Source organism: Paenibacillus sp. P22, from assembly GCF_000469945.2.
Lineage (GTDB): Bacteria > Bacillota > Bacilli > Paenibacillales > Paenibacillaceae > Paenibacillus_O > Paenibacillus_O humicus.
On sequence record NZ_CBRA020000032.1, the window covers coordinates 1 to 16,138 of the forward strand.

Genomic DNA, 16,138 nt, shown 5'->3' on the forward strand with positions numbered 1-16,138 from the left:
CGAAATTGCTGTAGAGGGGATAACCATGCACCTCTGCCAGGGAGAACCCGGCTTGCATTTTCTTTGCTTCACGCTTACAATTTGCTTGATCCTCACACACAAACGTTTGCGCAGGTGACAAGATAATGAACATAACGATCATTGATGTGGCCAAAGCAGCCGGAGTGTCGCCTTCGACCGTATCGAGGGTCATATCCGGCAGCACGAGAATAAGCGCAGCGACGTCGAAAAAGGTCAAGGAAATCATGGAGGAGCTGGGCTATCATCCGAACGCCATGGCCAAAAACCTCGTCTCCCGGACGACCATGACGATCGGATTGCTGCTTCCCCGCAATGCCGACGAAGCCTTCCTCGACATCTTCTTCCCGGAGGTTACACGCGGAATTCTCAGCCAGGCGAACCGCTCCGGCTACGATCTGCTGCTCAAGACGGGCATGACGGAATGCGAGGAAGTCGAGGCCGTGACCAAGCTGGTCAAGGGCAGGCGGGTCGACGGCATCATCCTGCTGCAATCGCGCAACAAGGACGCGGTCGTCCGCTTCCTTCACGAGGAGAAGTTCCCGTTCGTCCTGATCGGGCGCACGCCTGAATTCCCCGACATCATGACCGTGGACAACGACAACCGGCAAGCCGCCTATGACGTCACCAGGCATCTGCTGCAGCAAGGCCACACGCGGATCGGCTTTGTCGGGGGGCCGCTGGAGATGGTCGTATCGTCCGACCGGTTCGAGGGCTACCGCTCCGCCATGCAAGAGGCCGGAATCGAGCCCCGTCCCGACTGGTACCATATCGAAGCCTCCAAGCTCAAGGATGACGGCTACCGCGTCATGTCCATGCTCATGGGCACTCCCGAGCGGCCGACCGCGCTCGTCGTCATGGACGATCTCGTCGCGTTCGGCATCCTGAGCTCGCTCAGCGAGCTCGGCTACAACGTGCCTCAGGACATGGCTATTTTCGGCTTCAACAACAACCCGATGTCGCCGGTATCCTCGCCGCCGGTCAGCTCCGTCGACATCGGCGTCTACCAGCTTGGATACACGGCCGCGCAAGCGTTGGTCGGCGCGCTCAAAGGGCAGCCGCAGGAGCGCCGCAGGACCATCGTCCCGCATCGCCTCATCGCCCGGGAATCTTCCATGCACTGGATCAGCCCCAAATCCTGATCGATGTGGTACAATACAAAGACCTGCCTTTCCATGGCAGGTCTATTTTTATGAGCAGACACTTTTCCACCAGGCTGTTAAGTTGGTTTCGGCAACATACGCCCCCGTGTCGCAAGGCTCCATCGGAGGTTACGAATCGCTATGATGCACCATGCTCCAACCCTTCGCGGCAAAATTCTTCTCTTCCTGACCATTCTCGGACCGATTGTCATTACGCAGGTCAGCTACACGGCCATGAGCGTGCTCGATACGATGATGTCCGGACGGGCCGGCACGAACGACCTGGCCGGCGTCGCCGTCGGCTCCAGCCTGTTCATGCCGATCATGACCGGGATGAACTCCATCCTGTTCGCCGTCACGCCGATCATCAGCCAGATGATGGGCCGCGGCCAATCGGACGGCATTTCCCGGCCCGTCGTCCAGTCGCTGTACTTGTCGCTGCTGATGACCGTCCTTATCGCGATCGCCGGCTTCTTCGCCGTCGAGCCCGTGCTCGGCCTGATGGGGCTGGACGCCGAGGTCCATCGCATCGCCAAGCAGTATCTGATCGGGCTCTCCATCGGGCTCGTGCCGCTGTTCGGCAGCTATGTGCTCCGTTACTTCTGGGAGGCGCAAGGTTATACCCGGCTGACGATGGCGATCATGCTGACCGCCATTCCGCTGAATGCCCTTCTGAACTACGGTCTCATCTTCGGCCACTTCGGCCTGCCCCGGCTCGGCGGAGTCGGCTCCGGGTACGCGACCGGAATCACCTATTGGTTCGTGTTCGGCGTCAGCGTCTGGATGACGTTCCGGATGGAGGCGCTGCGGATCCACCGGATGTTCGTGCGCTGGTACGCTCCATCCTGGAAAGCTTGGAAGGAGCTGCTCGGCATCGGCGTGCCGATGGGACTGTCCACCTTCTTCGAGGCGAGCATCTTCTCGGTCGTCACGCTGCTCATGGGCGGCATGTTCAGCACGGTAGCCATCGCGGCCCATCAGGCGACACTCAACTTCTCGTCGCTGCTGTTCATGGTTCCGCTCAGCATCTCCATGGCGCTCACCATCATGGTCGCCTATGAAGCCGGAGCCGGCCGGCAGAAGCATGCCCGCCAGTACGCGATGCTCGGCGTCAGCCTCGCTGTCGGCTTGATGGGAACAGTAGCGGTCCTTCTCTACTTCTTCCGCTCGACGGTCGCGAATCTGTATACCCAGGAACCGGAGGTCGCCTCCATGATGGTCACCTTCCTGCTGTTCGCGATCCTGTTCCAGCTGTCCGACAGCTCGCAGGCTTCCCTTCAGGGAGCCCTGCGCGGGTACAAGGATGTGACAATTCCGTTCGTAGTCGCGTTCGTCTCCTACTGGATCGTCGGCATCCCCCTCGGCTACGGCTTGGCGAGATGGACGGAGCTCGGGCCATACGGCTTCTGGGTCGGCATCACCGCCGGCCTCACGTTCGCCACGATCGGCTTTGCGGTCCGCCTGCGGCATATCCAGAAGCCGGGCAGGCTGGCCGCGGCTGCGTCGCGGGCTTGATTGTTGCATGAACAAAAGCTGCAGTTCAGGACGATATCGTCCCGGCTGCCGCTTTTTGATGTCCACCGGAGGCGTCAATGATCCGCATCGGCCGAATGGAGGCGATCGTAATTTCGCCGCGCCAGCTCAACCGACGAATAATGCTCCCGGGTCCATTTCTTGAGCTCCTGCATGGGCAGGAGCATCGTCTGGCCGAGAGCCGTCAGCTCATAGGAGACCACCGGAGGAATCGACGGCTCCAGTTCCCGGCGGACCAACCCGTCCCGTTCCAGCTGCCGCAGCGTCTGAGTGAGCATTTTCTTGGAAATGCCCTCGATCCTCCTGCCCATTTCCCCGTAACGGACGCTTCCTTCTTCCAGAGCATGGATGACCAGCGCGGACCATTTGCTCGCGATGATCTCCAGCACCTTGCTGTACGAGCAGGCCGTGACGGAAATGTCGGGCTGCTTGACCTGGTTGGGACTCTCCGTTGCCATAATCTTCGCCTCCCATGCACTTTTTTGTTCCCAGTACACTTTAAAGTGCCTACTTTCTTCATTTTATTTCTTGCCTTATGGTATGTCTATTCCCATTCAAAAGGAGCGACCGTATCATGAAAACCTATGAAATCCAAGGAGGCTTCGGACTGCAGCACCTGCATGCGGCGGAACGCGGGCTCCCGTCGGCCGGACCCGGAGAGGTTCTGATCAAAATCAAGGCCGCCACCCTCAATTCCAGGGATATCGGCGTCATTGAAGGCGCCTATAATCCGGATGTCCAGCTTCCGCTCATCCCGGTATCCGACGGCGTCGGCGAGGTGGCGGCGCTCGGAACGGGCGTATCCGCCTTCAAGCTCGGCGACCGGGCAGCGGGCATCTTCACCCAAAGCTGGATTTCCGGAGAGCCGACGCGGGATAACTGGAGCAGCACGCTCGGAAGTCCATTGAACGGCATGCTCGCCGAGTACGTCGTGCTTCCGGAGAAGGGACTTGTGCATGTTCCCGAGCATCTGTCCGACGTGGAAGCGGCCGCCCTTCCATGCGCAGGCGTCACGGCGTGGCAGGCCGTCGTCGTGGAAGGCGGAGTGAAAGCAGGCGACACCGTCGTCGTGCAGGGAACCGGCGGCGTCTCTCTGTTCGCCCTCCAATTCGCCAAGCTGCTGGGAGCCGTCGTCATCGCCACATCAGGCAGCGATGAGAAGCTGGAGCGGGCTCTGGAGCTGGGAGCCGACCACGGAATCAACTACAGGCGAAATCCCGATTGGGATCAGGCTGTGCTGGAGCTGACGGACGGCCGCGGAGCCGACCATATCGTCGATGTCGGAGGCTCCTCCACGCTCAACCGCTCCATCTCCGCGCTGCGGGTCGGCGGACGGATCAGCATCGTCGGCCTGCTCTCCGGCGGCAAGGTGGATGGACTGGAACTCGTGCCCGCCATCCTGCGCAGGGCGCGTCTGCAGGCCATCAATGTCGGCAGCCGCGAGCATTTCGAGGCGATGAACCGCGCGATCGCCGCCAGCGGGCTTCGTCCGGCCATCGACAGGGTATTCCCTTTCGAGCAGGCGCATGAAGCGCTGCGGCATCTGGCCGAGGGCTCCTATTTCGGCAAGATCGCCATCAAATTCTAAGACGGATATGCCGGAGACGGCAGATGAAGAGCTTATTCTTGCCTCGTAATTTGAAAGCGGCATCGGCACGACAGGATCGGCATTGTGAGCATGTCGGGCAAGAAGCGGCCGTTCGGGACGGGATCTTCCCGGCGGCTTCTTTTTGCTGTTCGTTTCTTAGATAAGAAACGATAGCCGCGCTGCTTTCCGACCGGTGCTTATTCGTTCCCCTCGTCCGCTTTACACGATTATCCAATTGCGATACCATTCTTGCTAGGACCCGCAAATACGAGACATCTTGCCCAGCACGAGGCTTTCCATAACGGTTTGAAAGCGTCTTCATCCTGCACGCCAATCTTATATCATTTCCATTCGGGAGGAATCGGATCATGGAAAATCAAGCTCGCCTGCCAAGAACGACACCAGAAGCACTAGGCGTTTCGTCATCGGCAATCATCGGATTCCTGGACGCCGTCCGGGAACAACAAGTGGAGCTGCACAGCTTCATGCTGCTTCGGCGCGGGCAGGTGGCCGCAGAAGGCTGGTGGGCGCCGTATCGGCCGGAATACCCGCATATGCTGTTCTCGCTCAGCAAAAGCTTCACGTCGACTGCGATCGGACTTGCGGAAGCGGAAGGACTGCTGTCGGTCAACGATCCGGTCATCGGCTTCTTTCCGAACGAAGTGCCCGACACGGTGTCGGACAACCTCGCCGCGATGGAGATCCGCCATCTGCTGATGATGGGGACGGGGCATGCCGCCGACGTGACCGGCAGCGTGCAGAAGGACGACAACTGGGTCAAAGGGTTTCTGCGGGAGCCGGTCGAATACGCCCCCGGGACACACTTCGCCTATAACAGCGCAGCGACCTACATGCTCGCCGCCATTCTTCAACAGGTCACCGGCCAGCCGCTGCTCGCGTATCTGAAGCCGCGTCTGTTCGCTCCGCTCGGCCTGTCGGAAGGAACGTGGGAAACATGTCCGCGCGGAATCGCGGCCGGCGGCTGGGGCCTGAACTTGACGACCGAGGACATCGCCAAGTTCGGCCAGCTGTATTTGCAGCGCGGGGAATGGGAAGGCGAGCAAATATTGCCGGCAGCCTGGGTCGAGAAGGCGACGAGCTTCCAGATCAGCAACGACGACGGCCGCGCCAACGACTGGACGCAAGGCTACGGCTATCAGTTCTGGCGCAGCCGTCACGGCGCCTACCGGGGCGACGGCGCATTCGGCCAGTATTGCATCGTCATGCCGGAGCAGGAGGCGGTGCTCGCTGTCACTTCCGGAGTAGCCGATATGCAAGCCGTGCTGGACATCGTATGGGACAAGCTGCTGCCTGCCCTGTCCGGCAGCAGCCTGGAGCCGGAAGCAGCGGTGCAGGCTGAGCTCGCCGGGCGGCTGAAGGATCTCCGGATCGACCCGTCGCAGGCAGAGCCTTCCTCTCCGAATGAAGCGAAGCTGGAAGGAAGGATCTATCATTTGGAGGCGAACGAGCTGGGGCTTGGAACGATTGCGCTGCGCTTCACGGACCAAGGCGCCGAACTCGTCATCGGCAGCGACCGCTTCGGAGATCAAGCCATTCGGTTGGGGCGCGGCAGGTGGGAATCCAGTCGGGTTCGGATCGAAAGCCTCTTGCAAGGCGCAGAGCAGCGCGTGGAAGGCAGCTTCACGTGGAAGGATTCCGAGACGCTGCGCATTGAAATGATGCACGTGCAGACGCCGTTCACATATGCTTTCGAATGCCGGCTGGACGGGGAAGCTCTCGAGCTTCAGTTCTCGGCCAACGTCGCCTGGGAGCCTGGCAAGGTGCTGAAGATGACCGGACATGCAGCTGCGATTGCCTGAGTTGAGCGCACAGCCGCTCGGCTCCAGCCGGCGGCTGCGAACACAGCGATAAATCCGCCCGTTCAGCCCGTCCGCATGTCCCTTTAGCACCACAATCGAAGGAATAGGATGATGACAAGTCGCCTCAATCCGAAAAAGCCCCGCTGCGGAAATCGTTCCGCAGCGGGGCTTTTTCTCTTGTTTACAGGGGAGGATCATTGGCGATGACACTGTCCACTCCCTTTCCGATCGCCTGTTCCATTTTTCCTTCGGCCCGATATCGTCCAGACAGGCATTCATCCCGGCACGCTGCTGGCCGGATAGGCTCGCACCTCGGCCCTCGTCTGCGCGTACAGGTCATGATTGCCCCTCCAGAAACTCGTCCAGCAATCCGCTGTAGAATGCAGCATGCCATCGTGCAATCCCGGCACCGGCCTGTCATGCAGGAGGAGGAAGAGAATGGCTGACGCCGGACGGCTTAGTCCGCGGATGCGGCCTTGACGTCAGAGCTGCCGCGGAATCCGTATTTCCACGCCACGCAATTCAAGCCGATCAGCACGGCGGAAAATATCCATACGGAATACGGCCATCCTGCCGCACGGATTCCGAAGTGGATTCCCCCGAACGCCGTCAAAATGACGAGGAGGAGGAAAACCTGCAAGCCGTTCTGGCTGGAGCTTCCCGCCGGAAACGGCTCCGAAAACGGCAGCTTGCGCGGAAGGATGAGGTAGCAGACGACGGTGAACAGCAGCAGCGAGAGGAAGACGGCAATGAGATCGGGAACAAAAGCCTTGCCGAACAGCAGCAGAAAAACAACCGCGGCAACGGCGAATACGGGAAGGAACAGCTTGATCAGGCTGGCAAGCACCGCGCCGCGGTGGACGGCCCCCGACTCCCCCATCGGAGAAGTCGAGTAGATCCAGGCCGCCTTATGGCGGGAGGAGAAGGACAGAAGCGTCAAGAGCGTTGGAATCGCAAGTCCGGTTCCGTACAGCATCAATCCCCAGACGGCGGACAAGCTGTCCAGCCCTTCCTTGAGCTGGCTCGCCATGAAAATGAACGGGACGACCATGGAAAAGCCCACGGACGGATAGACCTTCAGCTTGAACTCTCTTTCCTTGCCCATCATGGCGCAGGCGAACCGGTAGAACGCCCGCTCCCGGGGACTTCGGATCAGCAGGTCGCCGATAAGCTCAAGCGGGCGAAACGCCGATCTGCGCTTGCCTGCTCCTCCTCCTTGCGTCAGCTTCTGGACCTGCTGCTCGAATTGCGGCAGCATGCGGACATACAGCAGCATGGACAGCAGCGGAAGAAGCAAGGCGCAGGCGGCAAAGACGTACGCGATGCCGCCGCCTCCCTGGAGCAGCCGGAACGGAGCGCCGAACCAGACAGGCGGCGCCAGCAGCCACCATCCTCCCGGCTCGAAGCCGGCTCCCAGGGCAGAGAAATCGAACATGCGGATCATGATCTGGTATCCGATCATCAGTCCGATCGCCAGCACGATCTGGATGTAGTTGATCATATCCTTGAGCCGCTCTCCGTCCCATAGACGAAGCACGGCATAATAGACAGCCGCCGTGAGGGAAATGTCCAGTCCGGTCACAAGCATGATTTCAAGCAGGAACACAAGCCCTGCTGCCGCTCCCTTGAAGATGAATGCCGCGACCAGCGGAAGCGTGACCAGAGAAGCGGTGAGCAGGAAGAGATAGACGATGATATGGACCGTTTTGGCCATCCCGAGCGTGCGTCCGTCTACCGGCTTCGTCCTCAGGATCGGCCGGTCCCGGGTATCCAGCATGACCGAAGAGAAATCGGATATCATCGCCGTCCCCTGGAAAAACATCAGCAGCGTGAACACGAAGCTCATGCCGGCCAAAATATCGTTCAGAAAAAGAAAGGGAATCATCGCCAGGCTCATCAGGACGTACAGCCAGTTGACGGCAAACGGCGACTTCTCCGGCTTGTCCGCGGAAGGCTTCCTGGATTTTCCTATCGCTTCCAGGACGCCGTTCGGCTTGCGCCCGTCCATCGTCAGCTTAATCCTTACGATCGTGCGCAGCGCCCGGTAGTCGATGCCTGCACGGCGGAACATGCCGCTGAATCGGTCCAGCAGCTTCAATACGAAGACTTCCATCAGCGATAGTCCTCTTGAACCGCCTGGACGAACCTTGCGGCGATTCCCGCATGCTCGGTGAAGCCCGTCAGATCGTTGAAGATCTGCTCCAGCGATCCTTCCGCTCCCTGAGCCTTGAGCTCGGCGAAGCTTCCGTCCGCGGCGATATATCCTTCGTGCAGGAGGACGATGCGGCTGCTGATCTTCTCCACGACGTCCATGATATGCGAGGAATAGAAGATCGTCTTGCCTTCGGCGGCAAGCTGAGCGAGAATCTCCTTGACGATCATGACGCTGTTTGCGTCCAGTCCGCTGAGCGGCTCGTCCAGAAACAGCAGATCAGGATTGTGGAGCAGGCTGGCGACGAGCATCACCTTCTGCCTCATTCCTTTGGAATACGAATCGATCCGGGAATCGTACACCTCTTCCATCCCGAAGAGACGCATCAGCTTGGCTCCCTTGTATTCAGCGTCCTCCGGCTTCAGTCCGTACAGCTCGCCGCAGAAGGTCAGGTATTCCCTTGCGCTGAGCGTATCGTAGATTTCAGCCGTTTCGGGGACATAGCCGATGCGTCCTTTGTAGGCCGCCGAACCGTCCGCCAGATTATGTCCAAGCACCTCGATCGTACCGCCGTACCCGGTTTCAAGTCCGAGCATCAGCTTGACCGTCGTGCTTTTGCCCGCGCCGTTGGGGCCGATATACCCGATGATCTGGCCGGGATAGACTTCCAGGTCGATGCCCTTCAACACAAATTTGTTGCCGTAATTCATCCGCACGTCCTGCAGACGGATGACGGCTTCTCCAAGCTCCTTGGCCAATGCAATCAACCGCCTTTCGGGAAATTATCAGTGAAGATTTCGCTTGCATCTGCGCCTCAGGATGGCGATCAGGCCATTGCAGACAGACACTGCGATGAGCTGCGGAAACAAGAAATACAGGAGATAGGACAAAAGGATGAAAGGGAAGCCGCCCTTCATGTTGGCGGCTCTTTGCGTTTCCTCCGCAATGAGAGCGAAATACAGCGGAGCCATGACTGCGAATACGAGCAAGCCGGATAGGAGGACGTATGTCGGGCTTTTCCATAAAAAAACAGAAGAGGATCGATACGGCGAAAAGATAGCCATAGCTGCCCAGCCGCCCGCCATTCAGCATAATCATAAGAAAAAGAGCGGGGTACAGAGCCGCTGCAATCCATTGCAGCTGCGGTAAAGGCTCATTGCGGGCACCCCGCTTCCTTTAAAGCCGATTTTTTCTCCGATGATGGGAGCGAGCCGCCTCATGCATCGGCTGCAGACGCGCCGGACCGGCGGCGGAGGCAAGCCGCCTCACGCCTGAATGGCATGATCGGCCGCTCCCGCCTCGCCGTCGCCCGGCCCGAACAGCTTCTCCATATGGCCGTTCAGAAAAATGCCGTCCGGATCCAGCTCCTCTCGCACCGCCAGGAATGAACTCCAACGCGGATAGAGCTCTCTCAGTCTGTCTCCATCCAGGAAATGCATCTTGCCCCAGTGAGGCCTGCCGCCATGCCGCAGGAAAATGGCTTCCATCGCCCGGAAGTACGCTTCATGCGGCATGCCTTTGTACATATGGACGGCGATATAGGCGGAGTCTCTCCCGTATGCCGGGCTCAGCCAGATGTCGTCGCCTTTGGCGTAGCGGCATTCCACAGGAAAATGAACGTCGTAACGGAGACGCTCCATCTCCTCCCTCATCTCCCGGATTGCGGAAGCCATCGCTTCCGCAGGCAGATTGTATTCCATCTCCACAAAGCGGACCGAGCGCTCCGTCGAGAACAGGCGGTGGCTGTAATTGACCTTGCGGCCGACCGGGACCTGGGAGGCCGAGAAACGGCTGACGGAAGCGCTGACTCGAGGCCGCTTGCGGCAAAGCTCCGACACGAAGCCGAAAAACGTATTTTCGATCAGCACATCGCTGATATAGTCCTTGATCGGGCTGTTCGTGATTTCCTTGTCGGTCAGGTTCATCACCTTGATCTGGCACGGATCCGCATAGGGGAACCAAAAGAATTCGAAGTGCCGGTTGTCCGCACTCAAGGCGGGCAGCTGCTCCAGCGCTTCTCCAAGCGGGAGCTTGCGGCTGACATACTCCATTTTGTACGCAGGCTGCAGGCGCAGCTTCACCTGAACGATGACGCCGAGCAAGCCGACCGATACTTGAAGCGCCTTGAAGTGCAGCGGATGGGATTCCGGCGTGCACTCCAAAACCTCTCCCGTCCCCGTTACTACCGTCAAGCCGAGCACCTGCGTCGACAGACTGCCGAACTCCTTGCCGGTGCCGTGCGTTCCCGTCGAAATGGCTCCCGCGATGGACTGGACGTCGATGTCGCCGAGATTCTCCTGGGCGAAGCCATGCTCATGCAGCATGATTCCGAGCCTCTTCAGCTTCGTGCCCGCCCAGACGACGGCGGTGGAGGCATCGACATCGATGGAAACGAGTCCCTGCATGCGGTCCAGCGACAGAAGCACATCATCGGAGGCCGCGATCGGCGTGAAGGAGTGGCCGGAGCCGACCGTACGCAGCTTCCTCCCTTCCCGGCGGCACATCATAACGGCTTCTGCGACCGCTTCGACCGACTCCGGATAAAGGACGGTCCGCGGAGACGCCTGAACGCTGCCCGACCAGTTGGACCATGGCGATGACGCTGTCTTCATAAGAAACATTCCCCCGCTCCGCGATAAGTGGCGTATTCCCCCACAATGTTGCCTTGCGACACCGCGTGCAAAACCTTGAACCGCTCGCACAACTCCCCTGCCTTGGCATGCCGGAAAAAGACCGGATCCCCGATGGACAGACGCTCCGCCGCCGATCCCGTCAGCGGCGTCTGCACTTCCCCCGCCGCCTCCAGCGGAAGCAGCCGGAGTCCCTCCGGCAAATACGGCTTTGCCAGCTTATCCTTTCCGGCCGGTCCGGAAGCCGTATAACCCCCGCCCATGCAGGTGACGATGCCGGGTCCAGGCCGCCGCACGACCTCGACTGCGTATCCCGCCGCCGGCTGGTAGCTGAAGCCTTCGTAGTTGTCGAACAAACCCGGCGAATAAAAGCCCGATCCCGCCGTAATCTCCGTCACGACCGCCTCCGTGCGGGAGCTTGCCATGCTGCCGGTGCCTCCGGCGTTGACGAAGCGCAGCCGGGCTCCGAGGCTCTGCAAGCCCTCGACAGCCTCTCTCCTGCGCCTGGCGACCTCCCGGATCGAACGCCGCTTCAGCTGCCGGATCAGGGCATTCTTCAGCCCGCTTCCCGGAACGTTGTCGCCCACGCCCGCAATTTGGGCTTCGTAGCCCATGAGGCCTTCCAGCTTCAGCCAAGGAGACGCAAGGATGCTCTCGGCGAGCGGCCTCATCGCTTCCCATCCGGCCAGCGGAGAGCGCCTGACTCCGAAGTGGAGGCCAGGATAGCTTACGGACATATCCAGATCGATGCAGACCGATGCCTGCAGGCTCCGCTCTGCAGCCAGCTTGCCGATTCGTTCGGCATGCTCCCGGCAGTCGACCATGAACGTAATGGACCGGCCCTCCCCCGCCATCGTAATCAGATTCCCGATCTCCTCCGGCTCCCACTGCGGATAGCCGAGCAGCAGATCGTCGAAGCCTTCCCGGACGAGGTAAGCCGCTTCCGCGGCGGTGAAGCACATGATGCCCTGGTAGACCGGGCTGGAGCGGAGGATCCGCCGCAGCACCTCGACGCAGCGGATCGACTTGCTGGCGATTCTCACCTTCTTGTCCCCGGCTTCCCGGGCGATGGCCGCCGCATTGGCGTCCAGCAGATCCAGATCGACGAAGGCGGACGGCTTCGGAAGCGATTCAAATAGGCTTTTGTAATACGCGTACCTGTCCATTCCAGCCCTCCGCTCCGCGGTGCAAGATTCGGCCATGATTTGAACCCGTGGCGATGCGAGCCATTATTCCTACAGTTAAATCCTAGACCCCTCGGAAGATTCTGTAAATACGCATTCAACAGAAAAATCGCTTCGTCTTGATTTTCTTCCCCACGGATCAACCTAACGGACATTGGTTCCGCTATTTCCATGAATTTGTACATTCAAAAAAATTTAACGGACATGAATTCCGCTATTTCACGGATTTGCTCCCAAAATGGAGTCATCGACCTAAACTAGCGGATCGTATGTCCGATACCCAGTGAATATTCGGGATAGGATCGAAAATAACGGATCGTATGTCCGATACGGGCAACCATCCCGTCCTATCTCACAAAAAGAAGCTTCGCTCGTCCTGCATGGCAGGCGGCGAAGCTTCTGTGGTTGTAATTGGATTCTGCCGAACAGTCGATCTAGCCGGGCCATCCAATTCTTGTGCGGCTTTAATCCATCCTGCCGGATATTCGATCTAGCCGGGCGATCCAATTCTTGTGCGGCTTTAATCCATGCGGCTTTATCCATCCATGCCATCTTATTCAACAACGCTGCGGATAAATTCCGTGATGAGCGGATGGACAAGCCCCTGCAAGGCGGAACGCTCCGGTTGGAACAAGGTTCCTATAAAAAAGGGATGGCCGATCAATTCCATGATGCGGATTTCCCCGTTCAGATCGGTTCCGGACACCTGGAAGCCCGCCGCTTCCAGCCTGTCGATATAGAAAGGGTTGGGACCGTAATTGCAGATGCCGTAAGGCTCGGAAATCTCGCCGCGGCCATAAATATCCTCCACCCTGGAGCCTGCGGCCAGCTTGAACCGGTGAGACTGGTTGCTCACCGAGCAGGCCAGCGGAGCGACCATCAGCACATCGGCATCCGGATTTTCCTCCGCATGGTCCGCGGAGGCCATCCCTAGCCGGTTGCGGGCGAACTCGATGACCATGTGCTGGAAGCCTCCGCAGCTGCCAATAAGCGGAATGGAATGCTCCCGGGCATGCCGGATCGCGTTCAATGCGCCCTGCATGCTCCGGTAAGGACTGCCTGGAGTGATCCAGATGCCTTGATAATTCGCTAGAACATCTCCGATTTCAACTGCCTGCAAATCATCCGTCGGAATCCACTCCGGGTCCACGGCGGCTCCGATGGTTCCAGCAGACAGCCGCAGCGCTTGGGGTATCGCCCCATGAGCAACAACTTCCTCATTATAATCGCCGACCAGAGCTATTTTGATTTCGTTCATCCCCGCACCTCTTCCGCAGATAAGATTCATCCTACGGAATTCAAGTATAAAGCGAATGATGCAATCAGGTAAACGGGAAGGAAGCTGCGGATCGCTGCAGCAGATTCCCTCTTTTCCCGGATCATGTCCGAGAAGGTTTATCCCAACTCACCACAAAGCCCGGAAGAAAGGAGCTTCGACGTTTCCAAGCTTAAGGATTGGTTCCTGCAAGATCGGTGTTGGAAACCGAACGCTGACGGCCTCGGATTCTGTTTTTTATCCCGGCTCGATCGGGTTCCAATTGCGCCGATCTATAAAATGGCTCTGCCCTCAACTTATTCCTGCTGACGTTCAGGCGGATTCCCGATCTGTGCGATTCCGGATCTGCGCGGCTCCCGTTCTGTGCGGCTTCAAGCAGCTCTTGCTTCGCCGCTCCGCGGTCTCCCGTCCCAATGCCCTGCAAATTGGTATCTCGGCATAAAAAAGCAGAAACGGCCAAAGCTTTGCCGTTTCTGCTCTCTTCTGCTCTCTTTTGCTCTCTTTTGCTCTCTTCTGCTCTCTTCTGCTCTCTTCTGCTCTCTCTTCTGCTCTCTGTTCTGCTCTCTTCGCTATAATTAATCCTCTACCCGATCTCCCTCACCAAAATGCTCGCGCCGTTGATGGGCAGGAAGATCTCTCCTGCAGCCGCTTCCCCCGTCGAGGAGTCCGACCATCCCGTCTCGCTTTCCTCCAGCCGCACGACCGCTTCCTTGGCTGAGAAATTAAGCAGGAACACGAACTCCTTGCCTCCGCCGCAGCGCAGCTGGGCCGTCACACCCGCCGGCAGCAACGCCCTCACGGCGCGCTTAGCCCCGCTCTCCTCGACAAGCCGCTCATAGTAGGCGCGGTAGAATTCATCGTCCTTCACTCTCGCGGCCAAATAGTAGGCTTTGCCGGAACCGAAGGCGTTCACGGTCAGAGCCGGCCTGCCGGCGTAGAAATCGTCGCCGTATACGGCAAGCACTTCGGCTCCCTCGGCATGGATCAGCTCGCACAGCTCATGCACTTCATGCGAGCCGCCAAGTCCCAGCGCGTTGCCGTCCCGCATGACGAGAGCGTTGCGGTCCCCTTCGTGAAGCCCTTCGATCTCTTCCGCCCAAATGCCCGCCGTCTCGCGCAGCGGACCCGGGAAGCCGGTCAGATAGCACAGGTCATGCTCGTCGACGACGCCGCTCCAATAGGTGATGGCCGCCGTGCCGCCTCCGCGTACGAACGCTTCGATCTTCCGTCCCGCTTCTTCCCGCAGCAGGTAAGCCATCGGCACGATCAGCAGCTTGTAGCCGCTCAGATCATCCTCCGAGCCGACCACATCCGCCGGAACGCCGAGCTCCCACAAGGCGCGATAATGCTGCACGACCGTATCCTCGTAACGCAGGCCGCCGTTGCGCGGACCTTGGGCATCGTTCACCGCCCAGCGGTTGTCCCAGTCGAACAGGATAGCCACCTCGGCGGGCACATCCGTCCCGACTACATCCGCCAGTCCGGCCAGCTCGGCGCCGAGCCCGGCCACGTCCTGGAACACGCGTGTATGCTCATGCCCGACATGGTCCACGACCGCGCCGTGAAACTTCTCGCTGGAGCCCCGGCTTTTGCGCCACTGGAAATACTGCACCGAATCCGCTCCGTGCGCGACCGCCTGCAGCGAGCTGAGCCGATGCATGCCGGGACGCTTCAGCTTGCTCACCGGCTGCCAGTTCGTCAGGCTCGGCGTGCTCTCCATGAGCAGGAAAGGCTTCTTTTTCAGCGAGCGGAACAGGTCGTGGTTGAAGGAGAACCAGGCGGCCATATGCGCATCCGAAGCCTCCTTATGCCACATCGGGTAGGCATCCCACGAGATGACATCGATGGCCTCGGCCAGCTTGCGGTAATCCAGATCGTAGAACAGGTCCATCATATTGGTCGTGCAGGGAAGCTCTGGATTGACGGAGCGCAGAGGCGCCATTTCATGCTTGCAAAAATCCGTCGTCCGGTCCGTCACGAACCTCCGCCAGTCCAGGTTATGGCCATGCACCATGTTCTCGCCATGCGGCGCCGGGGACTCCACCTGCTCCCAGCTCGTGTACGTATGGCTCCAGAAGGTCGCCCACCAAGCCGCATTGAGCTTGTCGAGCGTGCCGTACTTGTCCTTCACCCAAGCGCGGAAGGCGTCCTGGCAGTACCCGCAGTGGCATTCGCCTCCGTATTCGTTGGAGATATGCCAGCCGACGACAGCCGGATGATGGCCGTATCTCTCCGCCAGCTTGCCGTTCATGATCGCCACCTTCTCCCGATAGACCGGGGAGCTGTAGCAATGGTTATGCCGCATGCCGTGCAGATTGCGCACCCGGTTCGCGCCGGTGCGCAGCACCTCGGGGTACTTCTGCGACATCCAGGCGGGACGGGCGCCGCTCGGCGTCGCGAGCCAAGCGTAGATTCCATTCGCCGCAAAGCGGTCGAGCAGATCATCGAGCCAGCCGAATTCGAACCGTCCTTCCTCCGGCTCCAGTGCCGCCCAGGCAAAGATGCCGACCGACATGACGTTGCAGCCGGCCAGCTTCATCAGCCGGATGTCCTCCTCCAGCACTTCCGGATCATGGAGCCATTGATCGGGGTTGTAGTCGGCTCCATGCATGAGCACAGGCAGCTTGCTGCTGACGGGGGGATGTTTTGGAATCAACGTTACCACTCCTTGATGAAATGAAATAATGGAAGCTTCGCCGCCTTGTCTTGGCGGCTGCAATGAAATCGGAATTCGGAGTGCCGATTTCGAAGATTTCCTCCCTCATAGAGAGAAGCGAAGCTCAAGCACGGCCGGC

12 protein-coding genes are annotated in these 16,138 nt (G+C 59.4%); 5 read left to right on the forward strand and 7 right to left on the reverse strand.

The genetic code is table 11. The features are described 5' to 3' along the window. Positions 1-125: 125 nt before the first annotated feature. Complete coding sequence (locus BN871_RS06790) at positions 126-1,160, forward strand: LacI family DNA-binding transcriptional regulator (protein ID WP_048745116.1); 1,035 nt, start codon at positions 126-128, stop codon at positions 1,158-1,160. A 141-nt stretch (positions 1,161-1,301) separates the two neighbouring features. Then, on the forward strand, positions 1,302-2,675 hold the full coding sequence (locus BN871_RS06795) for an MATE family efflux transporter (RefSeq protein ID WP_332310181.1): 1,374 nt from the start codon (positions 1,302-1,304) through the stop codon (positions 2,673-2,675). Between the two features lie 74 nt (positions 2,676-2,749). On the opposite strand, the gene BN871_RS06800 is transcribed toward BN871_RS06795, so the two are convergent. After that, positions 2,750-3,151 carry a helix-turn-helix domain-containing protein gene (locus BN871_RS06800; protein WP_048745117.1) on the reverse strand — a complete coding sequence of 134 codons (402 nt, stop codon included), beginning with the start codon at positions 3,149-3,151 and terminating at the stop codon, positions 2,750-2,752. A gap of 116 nt (positions 3,152-3,267) precedes the next feature. On the opposite strand from BN871_RS06800, the gene BN871_RS06805 reads away from it, so the two are divergent. Both BN871_RS06805 and BN871_RS06810 read left to right on the forward strand, forming a co-directional pair. After that, positions 3,268-4,281 (forward strand): NAD(P)-dependent alcohol dehydrogenase, encoded by a 1,014-nt coding sequence (locus BN871_RS06805; RefSeq protein ID WP_048745118.1) that lies wholly within the window; start codon positions 3,268-3,270, stop codon positions 4,279-4,281. Between the two features lie 368 nt (positions 4,282-4,649). Then, on the forward strand, positions 4,650-6,101 hold the full coding sequence (locus tag BN871_RS06810; RefSeq protein ID WP_048745119.1) for a serine hydrolase: 1,452 nt from the start codon (positions 4,650-4,652) through the stop codon (positions 6,099-6,101). A 457-nt stretch (positions 6,102-6,558) separates the two neighbouring features. Here BN871_RS06810 and BN871_RS06815 read toward each other — a convergent pair whose 3' ends face one another. After that, complete coding sequence (locus BN871_RS06815) at positions 6,559-8,214, reverse strand: hypothetical protein (RefSeq protein ID WP_021878081.1); 1,656 nt, start codon at positions 8,212-8,214, stop codon at positions 6,559-6,561. Next, positions 8,214-8,963, reverse strand: coding sequence for an ABC transporter ATP-binding protein (locus BN871_RS06820; protein WP_048745146.1), 750 nt, complete (start codon positions 8,961-8,963; stop codon positions 8,214-8,216). The genes BN871_RS06815 and BN871_RS06820 overlap by 1 nt, the downstream gene beginning before the upstream one ends. Positions 8,964-9,147: 184 nt before the next feature. On the opposite strand from BN871_RS06820, the gene BN871_RS27535 reads away from it, so the two are divergent. Next, positions 9,148-9,402 (forward strand): hypothetical protein, encoded by a 255-nt coding sequence (locus BN871_RS27535; protein WP_157054024.1) that lies wholly within the window; start codon positions 9,148-9,150, stop codon positions 9,400-9,402. 116 nt (positions 9,403-9,518) lie between these two features. Here the strand turns inward: BN871_RS27535 and BN871_RS06830 are convergent, their stop codons facing one another. The 4 genes from BN871_RS06830 to BN871_RS06845 form a co-directional block, all read right to left on the reverse strand. Beyond that, positions 9,519-10,874: a D-arabinono-1,4-lactone oxidase gene (locus tag BN871_RS06830; protein WP_157060234.1), complete on the reverse strand. Its 1,356-nt coding sequence runs from the start codon at positions 10,872-10,874 to the stop codon at positions 9,519-9,521. After that, the gene (locus BN871_RS06835; protein ID WP_048745122.1) at positions 10,862-12,049 is read right to left on the reverse strand and encodes an amino acid deaminase/aldolase; all 1,188 of its coding nucleotides are present in this window, start codon (positions 12,047-12,049) and stop codon (positions 10,862-10,864) included. The genes BN871_RS06830 and BN871_RS06835 overlap by 13 nt, the downstream gene beginning before the upstream one ends. A gap of 571 nt (positions 12,050-12,620) precedes the next feature. Next, on the reverse strand, positions 12,621-13,325 hold the full coding sequence (locus BN871_RS06840; RefSeq protein ID WP_048745123.1) for a glutamine amidotransferase-related protein: 705 nt from the start codon (positions 13,323-13,325) through the stop codon (positions 12,621-12,623). Positions 13,326-13,926: 601 nt separating this feature from the next. After that, on the reverse strand, positions 13,927-15,954 hold the full coding sequence (locus BN871_RS06845; protein ID WP_048745147.1) for a beta-galactosidase: 2,028 nt from the start codon (positions 15,952-15,954) through the stop codon (positions 13,927-13,929). Between the last annotated feature and the right edge of the window lie 184 nt (positions 15,955-16,138).